Origin of the sequence: Streptomyces sodiiphilus, assembly GCF_039529215.1 — a bacterium.
GTDB classification, from domain to species: domain Bacteria; phylum Actinomycetota; class Actinomycetes; order Streptomycetales; family Streptomycetaceae; genus Streptomyces; species Streptomyces sodiiphilus.
In genome coordinates, this window is the sequence record NZ_BAAAMJ010000079.1 from 1 (window position 1) to 16,104 (window position 16,104).

12 protein-coding genes are annotated in these 16,104 nt (G+C 70.8%); 3 read left to right on the forward strand and 9 right to left on the reverse strand.

The genetic code is table 11. From position 1 onward, the window contains the following. Window positions 1-210: 210 nt before the first annotated feature. The 3 genes from ABD299_RS23475 to thyX all read right to left on the reverse strand — a co-directional run bounded on the left by ABD299_RS23475 (window position 211) and on the right by thyX (window position 3,817). Window positions 211-1,899, reverse strand: coding sequence for a ribonuclease J (locus ABD299_RS23475; RefSeq protein ID WP_344266309.1), 1,689 nt, complete (start codon window positions 1,897-1,899; stop codon window positions 211-213). Between the two features lie 109 nt (window positions 1,900-2,008). Further along, on the reverse strand, window positions 2,009-2,908 hold the full coding sequence (dapA, locus tag ABD299_RS23480) for a 4-hydroxy-tetrahydrodipicolinate synthase (RefSeq protein ID WP_344266312.1): 900 nt from the start codon (window positions 2,906-2,908) through the stop codon (window positions 2,009-2,011). A gap of 186 nt (window positions 2,909-3,094) precedes the next feature. Then, window positions 3,095-3,817 carry an FAD-dependent thymidylate synthase gene (gene thyX / locus ABD299_RS23485; RefSeq protein WP_344266315.1) on the reverse strand — a complete coding sequence of 241 codons (723 nt, stop codon included), beginning with the start codon at window positions 3,815-3,817 and terminating at the stop codon, window positions 3,095-3,097. Window positions 3,818-4,007: 190 nt separating this feature from the next. Here thyX and ABD299_RS23490 point away from each other — a divergent pair, with 190 nt between their 5' ends. After that, entirely contained in the window at window positions 4,008-4,229 is a 222-nt protein-coding gene (locus ABD299_RS23490; RefSeq protein WP_344266318.1) for a hypothetical protein, read from the forward strand. A 54-nt stretch (window positions 4,230-4,283) separates the two neighbouring features. After that, window positions 4,284-4,832: a hypothetical protein gene (locus tag ABD299_RS23495; RefSeq protein ID WP_344266321.1), complete on the forward strand. Its 549-nt coding sequence runs from the start codon at window positions 4,284-4,286 to the stop codon at window positions 4,830-4,832. Between the two features lie 34 nt (window positions 4,833-4,866). On the opposite strand, the gene ABD299_RS23500 is transcribed toward ABD299_RS23495, so the two are convergent. From ABD299_RS23500 to eccD, 6 genes are all read right to left on the reverse strand, one after another. Next, window positions 4,867-5,337, reverse strand: coding sequence for a tetratricopeptide repeat protein (locus ABD299_RS23500; protein WP_344266324.1), 471 nt, complete (start codon window positions 5,335-5,337; stop codon window positions 4,867-4,869). A 1-nt stretch (window position 5,338) separates the two neighbouring features. Further along, on the reverse strand, window positions 5,339-6,097 hold the full coding sequence (dapB, locus tag ABD299_RS23505) for a 4-hydroxy-tetrahydrodipicolinate reductase (RefSeq protein WP_344266327.1): 759 nt from the start codon (window positions 6,095-6,097) through the stop codon (window positions 5,339-5,341). A 50-nt stretch (window positions 6,098-6,147) separates the two neighbouring features. Then, entirely contained in the window at window positions 6,148-7,500 is a 1,353-nt protein-coding gene (locus tag ABD299_RS23510; protein WP_344266399.1) for a M16 family metallopeptidase, read from the reverse strand. Window positions 7,501-7,535: 35 nt separating this feature from the next. Beyond that, a complete protein-coding gene (locus ABD299_RS23515) occupies window positions 7,536-9,767 on the reverse strand; it encodes a polyribonucleotide nucleotidyltransferase (RefSeq protein WP_344266330.1) in 2,232 nt (743 codons plus the stop codon). Between the two features lie 285 nt (window positions 9,768-10,052). Next, window positions 10,053-10,343: a 30S ribosomal protein S15 gene (gene rpsO, locus ABD299_RS23520; protein WP_344266333.1), complete on the reverse strand. Its 291-nt coding sequence runs from the start codon at window positions 10,341-10,343 to the stop codon at window positions 10,053-10,055. A 141-nt stretch (window positions 10,344-10,484) separates the two neighbouring features. Then, window positions 10,485-11,918 (reverse strand): type VII secretion integral membrane protein EccD, encoded by a 1,434-nt coding sequence (gene eccD / locus ABD299_RS23525; RefSeq protein ID WP_344266336.1) that lies wholly within the window; start codon window positions 11,916-11,918, stop codon window positions 10,485-10,487. Between the two features lie 132 nt (window positions 11,919-12,050). Between eccD and eccCa the strand changes: the two genes are divergently transcribed. Next, window positions 12,051-16,013, forward strand: coding sequence for a type VII secretion protein EccCa (gene eccCa / locus ABD299_RS23530; protein WP_344266338.1), 3,963 nt, complete (start codon window positions 12,051-12,053; stop codon window positions 16,011-16,013). Window positions 16,014-16,104: the final 91 nt, after the last annotated feature.

Sequence of the window (16,104 nt, forward strand, 5' to 3'; positions counted from 1 at the left end):
CCCTTCCGGGCCCCTCCGGGCGTTCCCTTCGCTGTGTCCGCCACATTATCAGAGTCAGATCCTCTTCCGTTTCCGGCTGTTGGAGCTGACCTGGCGCACAGGAGCTTCCTCGGCAGCGAACTGCTTCGGCTTCCCGTTGCGGCGGTTCCCCAAACGTACTGGAGCGGGGCGCCCGGATGCAAATCCCGGCGCCCCGCCCACTGCTGACTGTCAGATGTCCACCACGACAGGCACGATCATGGGCCGCCGGCGGTAGGTGTCCGACACCCACTTGCCCACGGTCCGGCGCACGAGCTGCTTCAGCTGATGCGGCTCGACGACGCCGTCCTGGGCGGAGCGGTTGAGAGCTTCCTCGATCTTCGGCAGCACGGCCTCGAAGTGCACGTCCTCGATGCCGGACCCCCGGGTGTGGATGCTCGGCCCGCTGACGATCTTCCCCGTGTTGCTGTCCACCACCACGAAGACGGAGATGAAGCCCTCGTCCCCGAGGATCCGGCGGTCCTTGAGGTTCGCCTCGGTCACATCTCCCACCGACAGGCCGTCCACATAGACGTAGCCCGCCTGGACCTTGCCGGTGATCCTGGCCTTGCCCTCGACCAGGTCGACGACAACTCCGTCCTCGGCGATGACGATGCGGTCCTCCGGAACGCCGGTCCGGGCGCCGAGTTCGGCGTTCGCGCGCAGGTGCCGCCACTCACCGTGCACCGGCATGAGGTTCCTGGGCTGACAGATGTTGTAGAAGTACAGCAGCTCGCCGGCCGAGGCGTGACCGGAGACGTGCACCTTGGCATTGCCCTTGTGCACCACGTTGGCGCCCCAGCGCGTCAGGCCGTTGATCACGCGGTAGACCGCGTTCTCGTTGCCCGGGATCAGCGAGGAGGCCAGGATCACCGTGTCACCCGGCACGATGCGGATCTGATGGTGATCGCGGTTGGCCATCCGCGACAGTGCGGCCATGGGCTCGCCCTGCGATCCGGTGCAGACCAGCACGACCTCGTGTTCCGGCAGGTCGTCCAGGGTCTTCACGTCGACCACGAGCCCGGGGGGTACGCGCAGGTAGCCCAGGTCCCGGGCGATGCCCATGTTGCGGACCATCGACCGGCCCACGAAGGCCACCCGGCGGCCGTTCTCGTGCGCGGCGTCGACGACTTGCTGGATGCGGTGCACGTGACTCGCGAAGCTGGCGACGATGATCCGCTTCTCGGCGGCGGCGAACACCTGCCGCAGCACCCCCGAGATGTCCCGCTCAGGAGCGACGAAGCCCGGCACCTCGGCATTGGTGGAGTCGCAGAGCATCAAGTCGATGCCCTCCTCACCGAGACGCGCGAAGGCCCGCAGGTCCGTGAGGCGGCCGTCGAGCGGCAGTTGGTCCATCTTGAAGTCGCCGGTGTGCACCACCATGCCCGCGGGCGTGCGGATCGCCACCGCCAGCGCGTCCGGAATGGAGTGGTTCACGGACACGAACTCGCAGTCGAACGGACCGATGCGCTCCCGGTTCCCCTCCTTCACCTCCAGGGTGTAGGGGCGGATGCGGTGCTCCTGGAGCTTGGCCTCGATCAGCGCGAGAGTCAGCTTGGAGCCGATCAGCGGAATGTCCGCCTTCTCCCGCAGAAGGTAGGGCACGGCACCGATGTGGTCCTCGTGGCCGTGTGTGAGGACAATGCCCTCGATGTCGTCGAGACGGTCCCGGATGGAGCTGAAGTCGGGCAGGATCAGGTCGATCCCCGGCTGCTCCTCCTCGGGGAACAGCACTCCGCAGTCGACGATGAGCAGCCGGCCGCCGTATTCGAAGACGGTCATGTTGCGGCCGATCTCGCCCAGGCCGCCCAGCGGCGTGATCCGCAGGCCGCCCTCGGGCAGCGCGGGCGGCGGGGCGAGTTCCGGATGCGGATGACTCAAAAGACTCTCCTCACCACGCACGCCACATGCCCCCGTAAGGACACGTGGCGCGCGTACTGTTGTGCGTTCTCAGATTGTGGGTCGTATGAAGTTGTGAAGTCTGTGAGCGCTACAGCTGGACCCCGCCGGCGGCCAGGTCCCGCTTGAGCTGCTCGGTCTCGTCCTCGGTGAGCCCCACCAGCGGGAGCCGCAACGGGCCGCCGGGCAGTCCGTGGAAGCCGAGTGCGGCCTTGGAGGTGATGACCCCCTGGGTGCGGAACATCCCGGTGAACACCGGCAGCAGCTTCTGGTGGATCTCGGTTGCCTTGGCCACGTCACCACTGGTGTACGCGTCGACCAGGGCCCGCAGCTCGGGAGTCACCATGTGGCCCACCACCGAGACGAAGCCGACCGCCCCGACGGACAGCAGCGGGAGGTTCAGCATGTCGTCGCCGGAGTACCAGGCCAGTCCGGTGGTCGCGATGGCCCAGCTCGCGCGGCCGAGGTCGCCCTTGGCGTCCTTGTTGGCCACGATCCGCGGGTGGTCGGCGAGCCGCACCATGGTTTCGGTGTTGATGGGCACACCGCTGCGGCCCGGAATGTCGTACAGCATCACCGGCAGATCGGTGGAGTCCGCGATCGCGGTGAAGTGCTGGTACAGACCCTCCTGGGGCGGCTTGCTGTAGTAAGGGGTGACGGCCAGCAGGCCGTGCGCTCCGGCCTTCTCGGCGGCGCGGGCCAGGTGCAGGCTGTGGCGGGTGTCGTTGGTGCCGGCTCCGGCGACCACATGTGCCCGGTCGCCGACGGCCTCCACGACCACCCGCACGAGCTCGGCTTTCTCCGTGTCACTCGTGGTCGGGGACTCCCCGGTGGTGCCGTTGACGATCAGGCCGTCGTTGCCTGCGTCGACCAGGTGGGTGGCGAGCCGCTGCGCGCCGTCGAGATCCAGAGAGCCGTCCTCGGTGAACGGCGTGACCATCGCGGTCAGCACGCGCCCGAAGGGGGTCTGCGGTGTGGAGGTCGGAGCCATGGGTCCCACGCTACTCGCAGCTCGGCTTCCCGTGTGCCATGGGGCACGACAGAAGCGGCCCGGCGTTGCCTGCTCGGGGGTCCAGACAACGCCGGGTCCGCCTCTTCAGCGTATATGAACTTCGCTAAATATGGCAATACGGACACCGGTGCGTGCGCCGACAGGACGCGACGCAACCTGGCGCACTCAGGGAGCCACCCGTCCGTTGGCATTGAAGGCGGCGTGGGTGAGCGGCATCAGCCGGGCCCACTCGGCCTCCATCCTCTCGCCCACCATCTCGATCTCCCGCTGCGGGAACGACGGCACCCGGGCGAGTTCGTGCCGGGTCCGCAGCCCGAGGAAGTGCATGAGCGAGCGGGCGTTGCAGGTGGCGTACATGGAGGAGAACAGCCCCACCGGCAGTACGGCCCGAGCCACCTCTCGCGCCACACCCGCCTCCAGCATCCGGCGGTAGGCCTCGTAGGCCTGCCGGTAGGCGGCTTCCATCTCCTCGCACACGGTCTTGCGCTGGCCGGGCGTGCCGGGGACGAACTCGTACTTCCCCGGCCGCCCCTGCTGCACGAGGTCGCGCTGCTCGTCCGGGATGTAGAAGACCGGCTGGAGCTCCCGGTACCGGCCGCTTTCCTCGTTGTAGCTGAAGCCCACGCGGTGCCGGTGGAACTCGCGGAACACGAAGATCGGTGCGCTGATGAAGAAGGTCATCGAGTTGTGCTCGAAGGGACTGCCGTGCCGGTCCCTCATCAGGTAATTGATGAGCCCCTTGGAGCGTTCGGCGTCCTTGTCGATCTCTTCCAGGGACTGCTCCCCGGCGGTGGAGACCCGGGCGGCCCACAGCACGTCGGTGTCGGCGGCGCTGTGTTTGACCAGCTCGACGGTCACATCACTGCGGAAGAGCGGGGTCTCGGTCACCGGAGGAGTTCCTTCCCACAGGGAATCGGGCACAGGCCCGCGGGGCAGAACTCAGCCTAAGGGGGCGCCACCGCGAACCCCGCACCCGGGGAGGGCGCCAAACCGGACTCATCCCCAGGTGTCCGACTGTTCGACTAAAATGCGCTTGACCATACGTTCGACAGGGGATTCGCCAGGGGAGGGGTCAGTCATGCAAGAGCGCCCGGAGCAGGCAACGTCCGTCCTGGGAACCGGAGCGGTACCGCCGCCCGCACCGCTGACCGTCGGGCGGGTGCTGGGCGGTGCCCTGACGGGCCTGGTGCTGATATCCGGTCTTGTCGGGGCATTGCTGCTGGCCGGCCCGGCGCTCGACGTGAATCAACAGGAGGTCCCGGCGGCTCCCGAGGCGGCAGAGGAACATCAGGGACGGTAATCTCACCGGTCACACCACTCCCGTGCCGGATGTGACCACGAACGAGGACCAGCCGTGCCCCTGCCCTTCCTGACGGCCGACCCGGACGCCGACTACGCGGCCGACGACCAGGCCCTCCCCCACAACGGACCCGAGCACTGGCGCCGCCCTTACCGCCTGGGGCCCTGGCGGGTGGCCACCGCCGCCGTCGTGCTGCTGCTCGCCGCGTACATGCTCATCTCAGCCATGATCATCGCGATGGCGGGGCCGCCGGCCGGAGCCACCGCGACCGTGGTCTTCGCGCTCCTGACCATCACCTATGCGCTGCGTCTGCTGCGGATGGGAATCTGGGTCAGTGTCCGCGGACTGCGCCGGGTGGGGATGTTCACCACCCGGACCCTGCGGTGGCGGGAGATCGACCGGGTGCGCACCGTTCAGCAGCCCGTGAAGTGGCTGGGGCTGCCGCGCACGGTCCAGGGGCAGGCCGTGCTCATCGAGCGCCGCCGCGGAGAGCCGGTGCGCATTCTGCTGACCGACCACAACGCGGACTTCCTCGGGCGGCCGGAGGCGTTCGACCGGGCGGCGGACGTTCTCGAGCAGTGGGCCGCGGAACACCGCGGCTGATTCCGCGGCCCGGGTTGCGGCTCGGCGGGGATGTTCAGCGGGCCGGTCCGGTGACCGCCCCGCTCCCCCGCCCCGCGCGCAGGTCGATGGCGCGCTGCATCGCCTTCCGCGCCCGGGGAGTGTCCCGGGCGTCGTGGTAGGCGACGGCCAGCCTGAACCAGCACCGCCAGTCCTCCGGGTTCTCCTCGGTCTCCGCCCGCCGCTCGGCGAAGACCGCGTCGGCGGAGGCCCGGTCGATGCGGCCGCTGGGGGTCCTTCTCAGGTTGTCCTCCGGGAGGCCGCCCTCCGCCTCCAGTTCACGGGCCAGCCGGCCGGCGTTCCGGGCGAAGCGGGTGCTGTGCCACAGGAACCACGCGCCGAGGAACGGCAGGACCAGCACGGCCATGCCGAACGGGACGGTCACCCAGGTGCCCTGCTGGATCAGGAAGACCCCACGGTGGCCGACCATCACGAAGTAGACGACGAGCACCGCCGAGAGCAGACCGTAGGTGATGCGCGCGCCCATCTCAGCCGTCCAGGTCCATGAAGTTCTCCAGCCCGAAGGTCAGCCCGGGGGCCGAGCCGATCCTGCGGATGCCCAGCAGGACCCCGGGCATGAAGGAACCGCGGTTCATCGAGTCGTGCCGGATGGTGAGGATCTCGCCCTCGTCCCCGAAGAGCACCTCCTGGTGGGCGACCAGGCCCCGCAGCCTGACGGCGTGCACCGGGACACCCTCCACGTCGGCGCCGCGGGCTCCTTCCAGCGCGGTGGTGGTGGCGTCCGGCTGGGGCGCGCAGCCGGCCCGGTCACGCGCCTGTGCGATCAGCTGCGCGGTACGCACCGCCGTGCCGCTGGGAGCGTCCGCCTTGTTCGGATGATGCAGCTCGACAACCTCGACGGACTCGAAGAAGCGGGCGGCCTGCTGGGCGAAGTGCATGGTGAGCACCGCGCCGATGCCGAAGTTCGGGGCGACGAGCACGCCGGTGCCCGGTGCCTGCTCCAGCCAGCCCCGCAGTGTCCCGAGCCGCTCCTCCGTCCAGCCGGTGGTGCCGACCACGCCGTGGATGCCGTTGCGGACGCAGTACTCCAGGTTCCCCATGACGGCGTCCGGGTGAGTCAGGTCGACCGCGACCTCGGTGCGCGCCTCGGCGAGCGCCTCCAGCCTGTCGCCGGTGTCCACCGCTGCGACGAGCTCCATGTCGCCGGCGGCCTCCACCGCGCGGACGGCCTCGCTCCCCATGCGCCCGCGGGCGCCGATGACCGCGACCCGGATCGTGCTGCTCATGCGGTACTTCCTCGTTCCTCGTCGTTCCGTGGCACCCGCCGGCACCGCCCTCAGGAGACGGCTTCCTCCAGCCTGCCGGCCTGCCGGCCGTTGAGCGGCCCGATGACCGACAGGGAGGGCCGCCGGCCGAGCACCTCCGCCGCGACCTCGCGCACATCCTGCGGGGTGACGGCCCTTATCCGGTCCAGCATCTCATCCAGTGACATCTGCCGGCCCCAGCACAGTTCCCCCTTGCCGAGCCGGTGCATCACCGCCCCGGTGTCCTCCAGGCCGAGGACCGTGGAACCGGCGAGCTGGCCGATCGCACGGTGGACCTCCTCGTCGGTGAGCCCGTCCGCGGCGACCTGGGCGAGCTGGTCGCGGCAGATGGCGAGCACGTCGTTGATCTGGCCCGGACGGCAGCCGGCGTAGACACCGAAGAGCCCGCAGTCGGCGAAAGCGGAAGTGTAGGAGTAAACGCTGTAGGCCAGGCCGCGCTTCTCCCGCACCTCCTGGAAGAGCCGCGAGCTCATGCCGCCGCCCAGTGCGGAGCTGAGCACGCCCAGCGCCCAGCGGCGCTCGTCGAGCCGGGACACACCGGGCATCCCCAGCACCAGGTGTGCCTGCTCCGTACGGCGGTCCAGAAGGTCGATGCGGCCGGCGGCCCGCACGGCGCGTTCGCCGGTGCGGTGCGGCACCGGCTGTGCGTCGGCCCGGGTCAGCGCTCCGGCACGTTCGAAGGCGGTGCGCACCTGCCGGACGACATCGGCGTGCGACAGGTTCCCGGCAGCCGTGACGACGAGCCGGGTGGGGTCGTAGTGCCGCCGGTAGAAGCGCGCGATCCGGTCCCGGGTGAGTGCCTTGACGGTCTCCACCGTGCCGAGCACCGGGCGGCCCAGCGGGGAGTCCCCGAGCAGGGTCTGGGTGAACAGATCGTGCACGCAGTCGCCCGGATCGTCCTCCGTCATGGCGATCTCCTCAAGGATGACGCCTCGTTCGGCCTCCACCTCGCCGGGGTCGATGAGGGAGCCGGTGAGCATGTCGCACACGACATCGATGGCCAGCGGGAGATCCGCGTCCAGGACCCGCGCGTAGTAGCAGGTGTACTCCTTGGCGGTGAAGGCGTTCATCTCACCGCCCACGGTGTCGACGGCCGCGGAGATGTCCAGCGCGGAGCGCCGCCGGGTGCCCTTGAACAGGAGGTGTTCCAGGTAGTGCGTGGCGCCGTTGAGAGCAGGGGTCTCGTCGCGGGAACCGACCCTGGCCCAGATCCCGAAGGTGACCGAGCGGACGGTGGGCACGGTCTCGGTGATGATCCGCAGACCGCCGGGAAGGACCGTGCGGCGCACGGTGCCGGCCCCGTTGTGCCCCTCGATGAGGGTCTTGGTCACCGCTCGCGGACGGGCGACGGCCCGCCCCTCCATTGCGGTGGGGCGGGCCGTCGGGCGGAAGGAGCGCGTCACTGGTCGGCGGCGTCCTTCTGCGCGTCGGGCGTCGCGGCCTCGCCGCTCTCCTCCTCCAGGACGGGGATGAGGGAGAGCTTGCCGCGCTGGTCGATCTCGGCGATCTCGACCTGGACCTTGTGGCCGACGCCGAGGACGTCCTCGACGTTCTCGACCCGCTTGCCGCCGGCGAGCTTGCGGATCTGCGAGATGTGCAGCAGACCGTCCTTGCCGGGCAGCAGCGAGACGAAGGCGCCGAAGGTGGTGGTCTTGACGACCGTGCCCAGGTAGCGCTCGCCGACCTCGGGCATCGTCGGGTTGGCGATGCCGTTGATCGTGGCGCGCGCGGCCTCGGCGGCCGGACCGTCGGCGGCACCGATGTAGATGGTGCCGTCGTCCTCGATGGTGATGTCGGCGCCGGTGTCCTCCTGGATCTGGTTGATCATCTTGCCCTTCGGGCCGATGACCTCACCGATCTTGTCCACCGGGATCTTGACGGTGATGATCCGCGGCGCGTTGGGGGACATCTCGTCCGGGACGTCGATGGCCTCGGTCATCACATCCAGGATGTGCAGCCGGGCGTCGCGCGCCTGCTTGAGCGCCGCGGCGAGCACCGAGGCCGGAATGCCGTCCAGCTTGGTGTCGAGCTGGAGGGCGGTGACGAACTGGCGGGTGCCGGCGACCTTGAAGTCCATGTCACCGAAGGCGTCCTCGGCACCGAGGATGTCGGTGAGGGTGACGTAGTGGGTCTCCCCCTCGATCTCCTGGGAGATCAGGCCCATGGCGATGCCGGCGACCGGCGCCCGGAGCGGCACACCGGCGTTCAGCAGCGACATGGTCGACGCGCACACCGAGCCCATGGAGGTCGAGCCGTTGGAGCCCAGCGCCTCGGAGACCTGGCGGATGGCGTACGGGAACTCCTCGCGGCTGGGCAGCACCGGAATGAGGGCCCGCTCGGCGAGGGCGCCGTGGCCGATCTCGCGGCGCTTGGGGGAGCCGACCCGGCCGGTCTCACCGGTGGAGTAGGGCGGGAAGTTGTAGTTGTGCATGTACCGCTTGCGGCTCACCGGCGAGAGGGTGTCCAGCATCTGCTCCATCCGGAGCATGTTGAGCGTGGTGACCCCGAGGATCTGGGTCTCGCCCCGCTCGAACAGCGCGGAGCCGTGCACCCGCGGGATGGCCTCGACCTCGGCGGCCAGGGTGCGGATGTCGGTGACCCCGCGGCCGTCGATGCGGACCTTGTCCTTGATGACGCGCTCGCGCACCAGCTCCTTGGTCAGCGAGCGGTAGGCGGCGGAGATCTCCTTCTCCCGGCCCTCGAACTGCGGCAGCAGCTTCTCGGCGGCCAGCGCCTTGACGCGGTCCAGCTCGGCCTCGCGCTCCTGCTTGCCGGCGATGGTCAGCGCCTGCTTGAGCTCGTCGCGGACCGCGTTGGCCAGCGCGTCGAAGACGTCGTCCTGGTAGTCCAGGTAGACGGGGAACTCCGCGACGGGCTTGGCGGCCTTGGCCGCCAGGTCCGACTGGGCCCGGCACAGCGTCTTGATGAAGGGCTTGGCGGCCTCCAGCCCGGCGGCGACGACCTCCTCGGTCGGAGCCTCGGCGCCGCCCTTGACGAGCTCGATCGTCCGCTCGGTGGCCTCCGCCTCGACCATCATGATCGCGACATCGCCGTCGGGCAGGACCCGGCCGGCGACGACCATGTCGAAGACAGCGTCCTCCAGCTCGGTGTGGGTCGGGAAGGCCACCCACTGGCCGCTGATCAGGGCGACCCGGGTGGCACCGATCGGGCCGGAGAAGGGCAGACCGGAAAGCTGCGTGGAGCAGGAGGCGGCGTTGATGGCGACCACGTCGTAGAGGTGGTCGGGGTTGAGAGCCATGATCGTCTCGACGATCTGGATCTCGTTGCGCAGGCCCTTCTTGAAGGAGGGGCGCAGCGGCCGGTCGATCAGCCGGCAGGTGAGAATGGCGTCCTCCGAGGGACGGCCCTCGCGGCGGAAGAAGGAACCGGGGATCTTCCCGGCCGCGTACATCCGCTCCTCGACGTCGACGGTCAGCGGGAAGAAGTCCAGCTGCTCCTTGGGGTGCTTCGACGCGGTCGTGGCGGACAGCACCATGGTGTCGTCGTCCAGGTAGGCGACGGCCGAGCCCGCGGCCTGCCGGGCCAGCCGGCCGGTCTCGAAGCGGATGGTGCGGGTGCCGAAGGAGCCGTTGTCGATCACGGCTTCGGCGTAGTGGGTCTCGTTCTCCACTGTGGACAATCTCCTCTTCTGCATCCCGCCCGCCTACGGCGGCGGGACGGGCGGAGGAGCGCCCCGGTACGGGCCGGCCATCGATCGAAGCACCCGGGAGACTGACGCCCGGGGGCCACTACCGAGGACCGGCGGCCAAGGAGGCGCCCCGCCTCATGCGTGTGTGTCGTTGTGGGACCAGCCTACAAAGGGAACGGTCCCGGGGCCCGGCGACGGCACGGACCGCGCCGGTATAACGCGAAGGGAGCGGCCCCCGCAGCGGTGGCCGCTCCCTCGTCGTGCCTGTTACCTGGCTCCCGCCGCGCCCCGGCGGATGCCCAGCCGCTCCACGAGCGTACGGAAGCGCTGGATGTCCTTCTTGGCGAGGTACTGCAGCAGGCGGCGGCGCTGGCCGACCAGGAGCAGCAGGCCCCGGCGGGAGTGGTGGTCGTGCTTGTGGGTCTTCAGGTGCTCGGTCAGGTCCGAGATCCGGCGCGACAGCAGCGCGACCTGGACCTCGGGGGAGCCGGTGTCGCCCTCCTTGGTGGCGAACTCGGACATGATCTTCTGCTTCGTGGCGGCATCGAGCGACGACACGCGTACTCCTTAGGATGATCGGCCCGGAGTGCCCCCGGTCTTCTTCACAGGGGAATCTTGAACGGACTCGTCGGGCCCGGCCCAGCCTAGCAGCCGCGGATGCCCTCCGTGTCCACGGCCGTTCCCCGGACCGTGCCCCCGTCAGCCGCTGGTGAGCCCCCGGGCCGCGGCGTAGACGCCGAGCACGGCCAGGCACAGCGGGACGAGGGACAGCAGGAACGCGCCTTCGGCCAGGTCCAGCACCCGGCCCCAGAACGGCGTCAGCCCGGCCCGCGGCACGATCAGGGCGACCGCCACGAAGAGGGCGACCGCGCAGGTCAGCGCGGCGATCAGCCACAGCGTCCCGGAGTCGGGGGTTCCGGCCTCCGGCCGCGAGAGGGCGAAGCCCAGCACCAGCAGCACCAGCGACACCAGCCCGGCCACCAGCACCACCGCCACCTGCACCGCGTAGCGGAACAGCCGGGCCCGGGTCAGCAGCGCGGCACCGGTCGCCAGCGCCAGAAGTTGCGCCCAGCCGCCGCCGGAGAAGCCGAGGACCCCGACGGCGACCGTCGCCAGGGCCGCGCAGCCCCCGGTGAGCCCCACCAGGATCTGATGCCCGCGGCGGGCCTGCTCGGCGATCGCCGCGGCGTCCACCGCCCCGGACTCCCCCGGCGCCTGGTCGGTGTCCGTCTCCGGGAGCCCGGTGCGCGGGGCGGCGTAGCCGATGGGCAGCCGCGCCATCCGGGCGGACAGTCCCGGCAGGAAGGCCAGGGCCAGCAGCGCCACCGGAGCGCAGACGGCAGCGGCCGCCACCGGCCGCGCGTCGGCGGAGATGGCCCCGAAGGTGATGAGTGCGCCGACGGCCGCGGCCGTCGTGACCGCGCCGAAGGGTCCGGCGGCCTGCGGCACCGCGGCCACCAGCGCCACCGACACCAGCAGGACGGTCAGGCAGCCCAGCAGCAGCTCCAGCCGGCCGACGCCGTGCCCGTCGGCCGGCGGCAGCACGCCGGTGCCGGCGATCAGCGCGTACGGAAGGGAGGCCAGGCCGAGCGTGACGGCGGTGGGCCGGTCCTCGTAGACCCGGGCGCGCACCACGGAGAAGACCGCCAGCAGCAGGCACAGCACGCCGGCGACGACTCCGGGGAGCCCGTGCATGTCGTGGCGGACCGGCTCGGACAGCCACAGCACGGCCGCCCCGGCGGTGGCCAGCACCCCGGCCCCCACCAGTCCCGCCACGCGCAGGAGCCGGTCGTCCCACAGCCGCCGGTCGTGGGTGACGGCATCCGCGATGGCGTCCGACACATCGTCATGGACCGGCGGTGGCAGGGAGTCCGCGAACGGACGCATCGCCAGCACGTCGCCGTCCAGCACCCGCTGGGCCGGCAGCGTGCGGGAGCCGTCCAGCACGGTGCCGTCGCGGCGCACCAGGTGGTAGCCGACGGGGGCGCCCTCCCGCGGTGCCTGGCCGGTGAGCCGCAGGATCTCCGGATAGAGGTCGGCGAGCGGGATGTCCTCCGGCAGGGCGACGTCGATCCTGCTGTCGGGCGCGGCGATGGTGACCCGGCAGAAGCCGGTAGCGGCGGTCGTGCTCACGAAGATGCCCCCTGGATGCGCTTGCGCACGGACTGCGCCCGTCACCCTACCGTGTGTGGTCCTCACGCCGGACAGTAGGATCGTCCGCGCGGTCGGGGGAGGCCGCCGTTCATACCGAGGGATGGGTCCTGCGTGAGCCAGATCGTGGTCAAGCGTCCGCCCCGGGCGCTTCCCAAGAAGGTGCCCGACGAGGTTCTGGAGCTGCGTCCGCCGCCCGAACTGCCCAAGGGGCAGCAGGAGAGCATGCTGATGCAGATCGTGCCGATGCTCGGCATGGGCGGGTCGGTGGTGTTCTTCTTCATGCCGAACGCGCATCCCTTCATGCGCATCATGGGCATGCTGATGCTGGTCTCGACGATCTCGATGGTCGTCGCGATGATCATCCGCTTCCGCCGCGGCACGCAGGGGCAGATGGCGCAGCTGCGCCGTGACTACCTCAAGTACCTCGCACGCACCCGGCGTTCGGTGCGGGAGACGGCCCGCGTCCAGCGGGACGCGCAGCTCTATCTGCATCCGGCGCCGGAGCAGTTGTGGGCGCTGGTCGCCGAGGGCAGCCGGGTCTGGGAGCGCAGGCCGGGCGACGAGGACTTCGCCCAGGTGCGGCTCGGCATCGGCGAACACGGCCTGGCGACGCCCCTGGTGGCGCCGGAGACGGCCCCGGTGGACGAGCTGGAACCGCTGACCGGGGGCGCGCTGCGGCGGTTCGTCGCGACCCACGGCACCGTCCGCGGACTGCCGATGGCGGTGTCGCTGCGCGGCTTCTACCACGTCACGGTGTCCGGGGACGAGGAAACGGCGCACAGCACGGTCCGTGCGCTGCTCGCCTCGCTGACGGCGCTCCACTCGCCGCAGGACGTCACGGTGGCGGTGGCCGCGTCCGCCTCGGCGGAGCAGCGCTGGGAGTGGGCCAAGTGGCTGCCGCACACCCAGCTTCCGGATGTCGACGGCGCCGGCACCCGCCGGCTCATCGCGCGCAGCGTCATGGACCTGGAGGAGGATCTGGCCGGCCGGCTGGAGGGCCGTGGACGCTTCTCCTCCGAGGGCAAGCCGGTGCTCGACCAGCCTCACGTGCTGCTCGTCCTGGACGGCACCCGGGTGCCACCGCACTCGGCGTTCGCGGCGGCCGAGGGCCTGCAGGGTGTCACGGTGCTGGAGGTCGTGCCCGGCGAGGAGGCCGGCCCGCGCGGCGGTCTCTCCGTCATCGCCCACCCCGGGAAGCTCCGCCTGGAGGCCGCGGGCGGATCGGTCTTCGAGGGCGAACCGGACTCCCTGCCGCTTCCGGCGGCCGAGGCGCTGGCCCGCCAGCTCGCCCCGCTGCGGCTGGGGACGGGCGCCGAGGAGGACGAACCGCTGCTGGCCAACCTGGACTTCGCGGACCTTCTGGGGCTGGGTGACCCGGCCTCGGTGGACGTGGAACGGACCTGGCGGCCCCGGTCGGCCGGGGAGCGGCTGCGGGTGCCGATCGGCATCGACGAGGACGGCCAGCCCGTCATGCTGGACCTGAAGGAGGCGGCCCAGGAGGGCATGGGCCCGCACGGGCTGTGCGTCGGGGCGACCGGTTCGGGGAAGTCCGAGCTGCTGCGCACCCTGGTCCTCGGGCTCGCCGTGACGCACACATCGGAGACCCTCAACTTCGTCCTCGCGGACTTCAAGGGCGGCGCCACCTTCACCGGCATGGCACAGCTGCCGCACGTCTCCGCGGTGATCACCAACCTCGCGGACGACCTGACCCTCGTCGACCGGATGGGCGACTCCATCCGGGGCGAGCTCCAGCGCCGCCAGGAGCTGCTGCGCGCGGCGGGCAACTACGCCAACCTGCACGACTACGAGAAGGCGCGGGCGGCGGGAGCCGCACTGGAGCCGCTGCCCTCCCTGGTCCTGGTGATCGACGAGTTCAGCGAACTGCTCACGGCGATGCCGGACTTCATCGACATGTTCATCCAGATCGGCCGGATCGGCCGGTCCCTGGGCGTCCACCTGCTGCTGGCCTCCCAGCGCCTGGAGGAGGGCCGGCTCAAGGGCCTGGACACCTACCTGTCCTACCGGATCGGCCTGCGTACCTTCTCCGCGGCCGAGTCCCGTACCGCCATCGGTGTGCCGGACGCCTATCACCTGCCGCAGGTCCCCGGCTCGGGTCTGCTGAAGTCCGGTACCGAGGAGATGACCCGGTTCAAGGCCGCCTACGTCTCCGGCCCCTACCGGGAGCGCACGGCCAAGCCGGCCCGCACCGGGCCACGGCCCGCCCGCCGGCGCCCGGCGCTCTTCACGGCGCGCCCGGTCCCCGTACCGCCGGCCGAGCCGGATCCGCGGGAGGAACTCGCCGGCGGACAGCGGCAGCCGGCCGTGGACGACGCGCTGGCCGACACCGTCCTGGACGTGGTGGTCCGCCGGCTGGAGGGCCGCGGGCGGGCCGCCCACCAGGTGTGGTTGCCCCCGCTGGACTCCCCCGCCTCCCTCGACCAGCTCCTGCCCGGCATCCGGCCGGTGGAGGGGCGCGGGCTCCAGGCGCCCGGGGCCAACGGCAACCTGGTGGTGCCGCTGGGCCAGGTGGACAAGCCGTTCGAACAACGCCGCGAGGTGCTGTACAGCGACTTCTCCGGCGCCGGCGGGCACATGCTGATCGTCGGCGGCCCGCAGTCCGGGAAGTCCACCCTGCTGCGCACCCTCGTCGCGTCGTTCGCCCTGACCCACACACCCGCCGAGGTCCAGTTCTACGGCCTGGACTTCGGCGGCGGCGGGCTCGCCTCCCTCACCGGCCTGCCGCACGTCGGCGGAGTGGCCTCCCGCCTCGACCCGGACCGCATCCGCCGTACCGTCGCCGAGGTGTCCGGCATCCTCGCCCGCCGCGAGGAGTACTTCCGCCGCCGCAGCATCGACTCCATGGCGACCTACCGCCGTCACCGGGCCGCCGGCCGCCTGCGTGGCCAGCAGTGGGGCGACGTCTTCCTCCTGATCGACGGCTGGGCCGCCTTCAAGCAGGACTACGACATGACGCTGCTGCCCGCGGTCATCGACATGGCCACCCGGGGCCTGGGCTACGGCGTTCACGTGATCGTCACCGCCTCGCGCTACTTCGACCTGCTGGGGCCGATGCGGGACCAGCTCACCAACCGGCTGGAGCTGCGCCTGGGCGACCCCATGGATTCCGAGTTCGACCGCAAGGTCGCCGCCAACGTCCCGAGCGGAACTCCGGGGCGCGGACAGAGTCCCGCGAAGCTCCACTGGATGGCGGCCCTCCCCCGCATCGACGGCAGCACCGGCACCGACGACCTGCCGGAGGGGACCGAGGCTTTCGTCAAGGCCGTCCGCGACGCCTGGTCGGGACCGGACGCTGCCCCGGTGCGGATGCTGCCGGACCGGCTCGCCGCGAGCGACCTGCCCAAGGGGATGGAGCACCCGGACCAGGGGCTGGCCATCGGTCTCAGCGAGAACGACCTCGAGCCGGTCTTCGTCGACTTCGACCGGGAGCCGTTCCTGCTCGTCCTCGGCGAGGGGGAGTCCGGCAAGACGGCCGCGCTGCGGCTGCTCGTGAAGCAGGTCTGCGAACGCTACAGCCCTGAGGAGGCCCGCTTCCTCGTGGGCGACTACCGTCGCTCGCTTCTCGGCTCCATCCCCGAGGAGTACACCGGCACCTACGCCCCCACAGCCGTCAAGCTCACCTCCGACATGAAGGCCCTGCACGGCCTGATGGAGAAGCGTGCGCCCTCCCCCGACATCACGCCGCAGGAGCTCAAGTCCGGCAGCTGGTGGAGCGGTCCGCTCGCCTTCGTCGTGGTGGACGACTTCGAACTGGTCGCCACCGGCTCCAACCACCCGCTCAGCATGCTGACGGAACAGCTTCCGTACGCCCGCGACGTCGGTGTCCGCTTCGTGATCGCCCGCAGCTCGGCCGGCGCATCCCGCGCCATGTTCGAACCGTTCATGCAGCGCATGAAGGAACTGGGCGCCCAGGGCCTCGTCCTCTCCAGCGACCGCATGGAGGGCGAGATTCTCCCCGGAGTGCGTGCCCGGCCGCTGCCGGCAGGCCGCGCCGTCTTCACCAACCGCAAGCGCACCAACCCACTCATCCAGATCGGCTGGCTGCCGGAAACCTGATCAACGAGCGAGACGGGGAGGCGACTGCACCGTCGCCTCCCCTGACACGCACGGGGAAGGGTGCGCTACGCAGCACTGATCGCGCGCGCTG

Coding starts and splice junctions, on each gene's coding strand:
- dapA (WP_344266312.1), bottom strand. CDS start 2,908: ATGGCTCCGACCTCCACACCGCAGACCCCCTTCGGGCGCGTGCTGACC.
- ABD299_RS23490 (WP_344266318.1), top strand. CDS start 4,008: ATGCAAGAGCGCCCGGAGCAGGCAACGTCCGTCCTGGGAACCGGAGCG.
- ABD299_RS23500 (WP_344266324.1), bottom strand. CDS start 5,337: ATGGGCGCGCGCATCACCTACGGTCTGCTCTCGGCGGTGCTCGTCGTC.
- dapB (WP_344266327.1), bottom strand. CDS start 6,097: ATGAGCAGCACGATCCGGGTCGCGGTCATCGGCGCCCGCGGGCGCATG.
- ABD299_RS23510 (WP_344266399.1), bottom strand. CDS start 7,500: ATGGAGGGGCGGGCCGTCGCCCGTCCGCGAGCGGTGACCAAGACCCTC.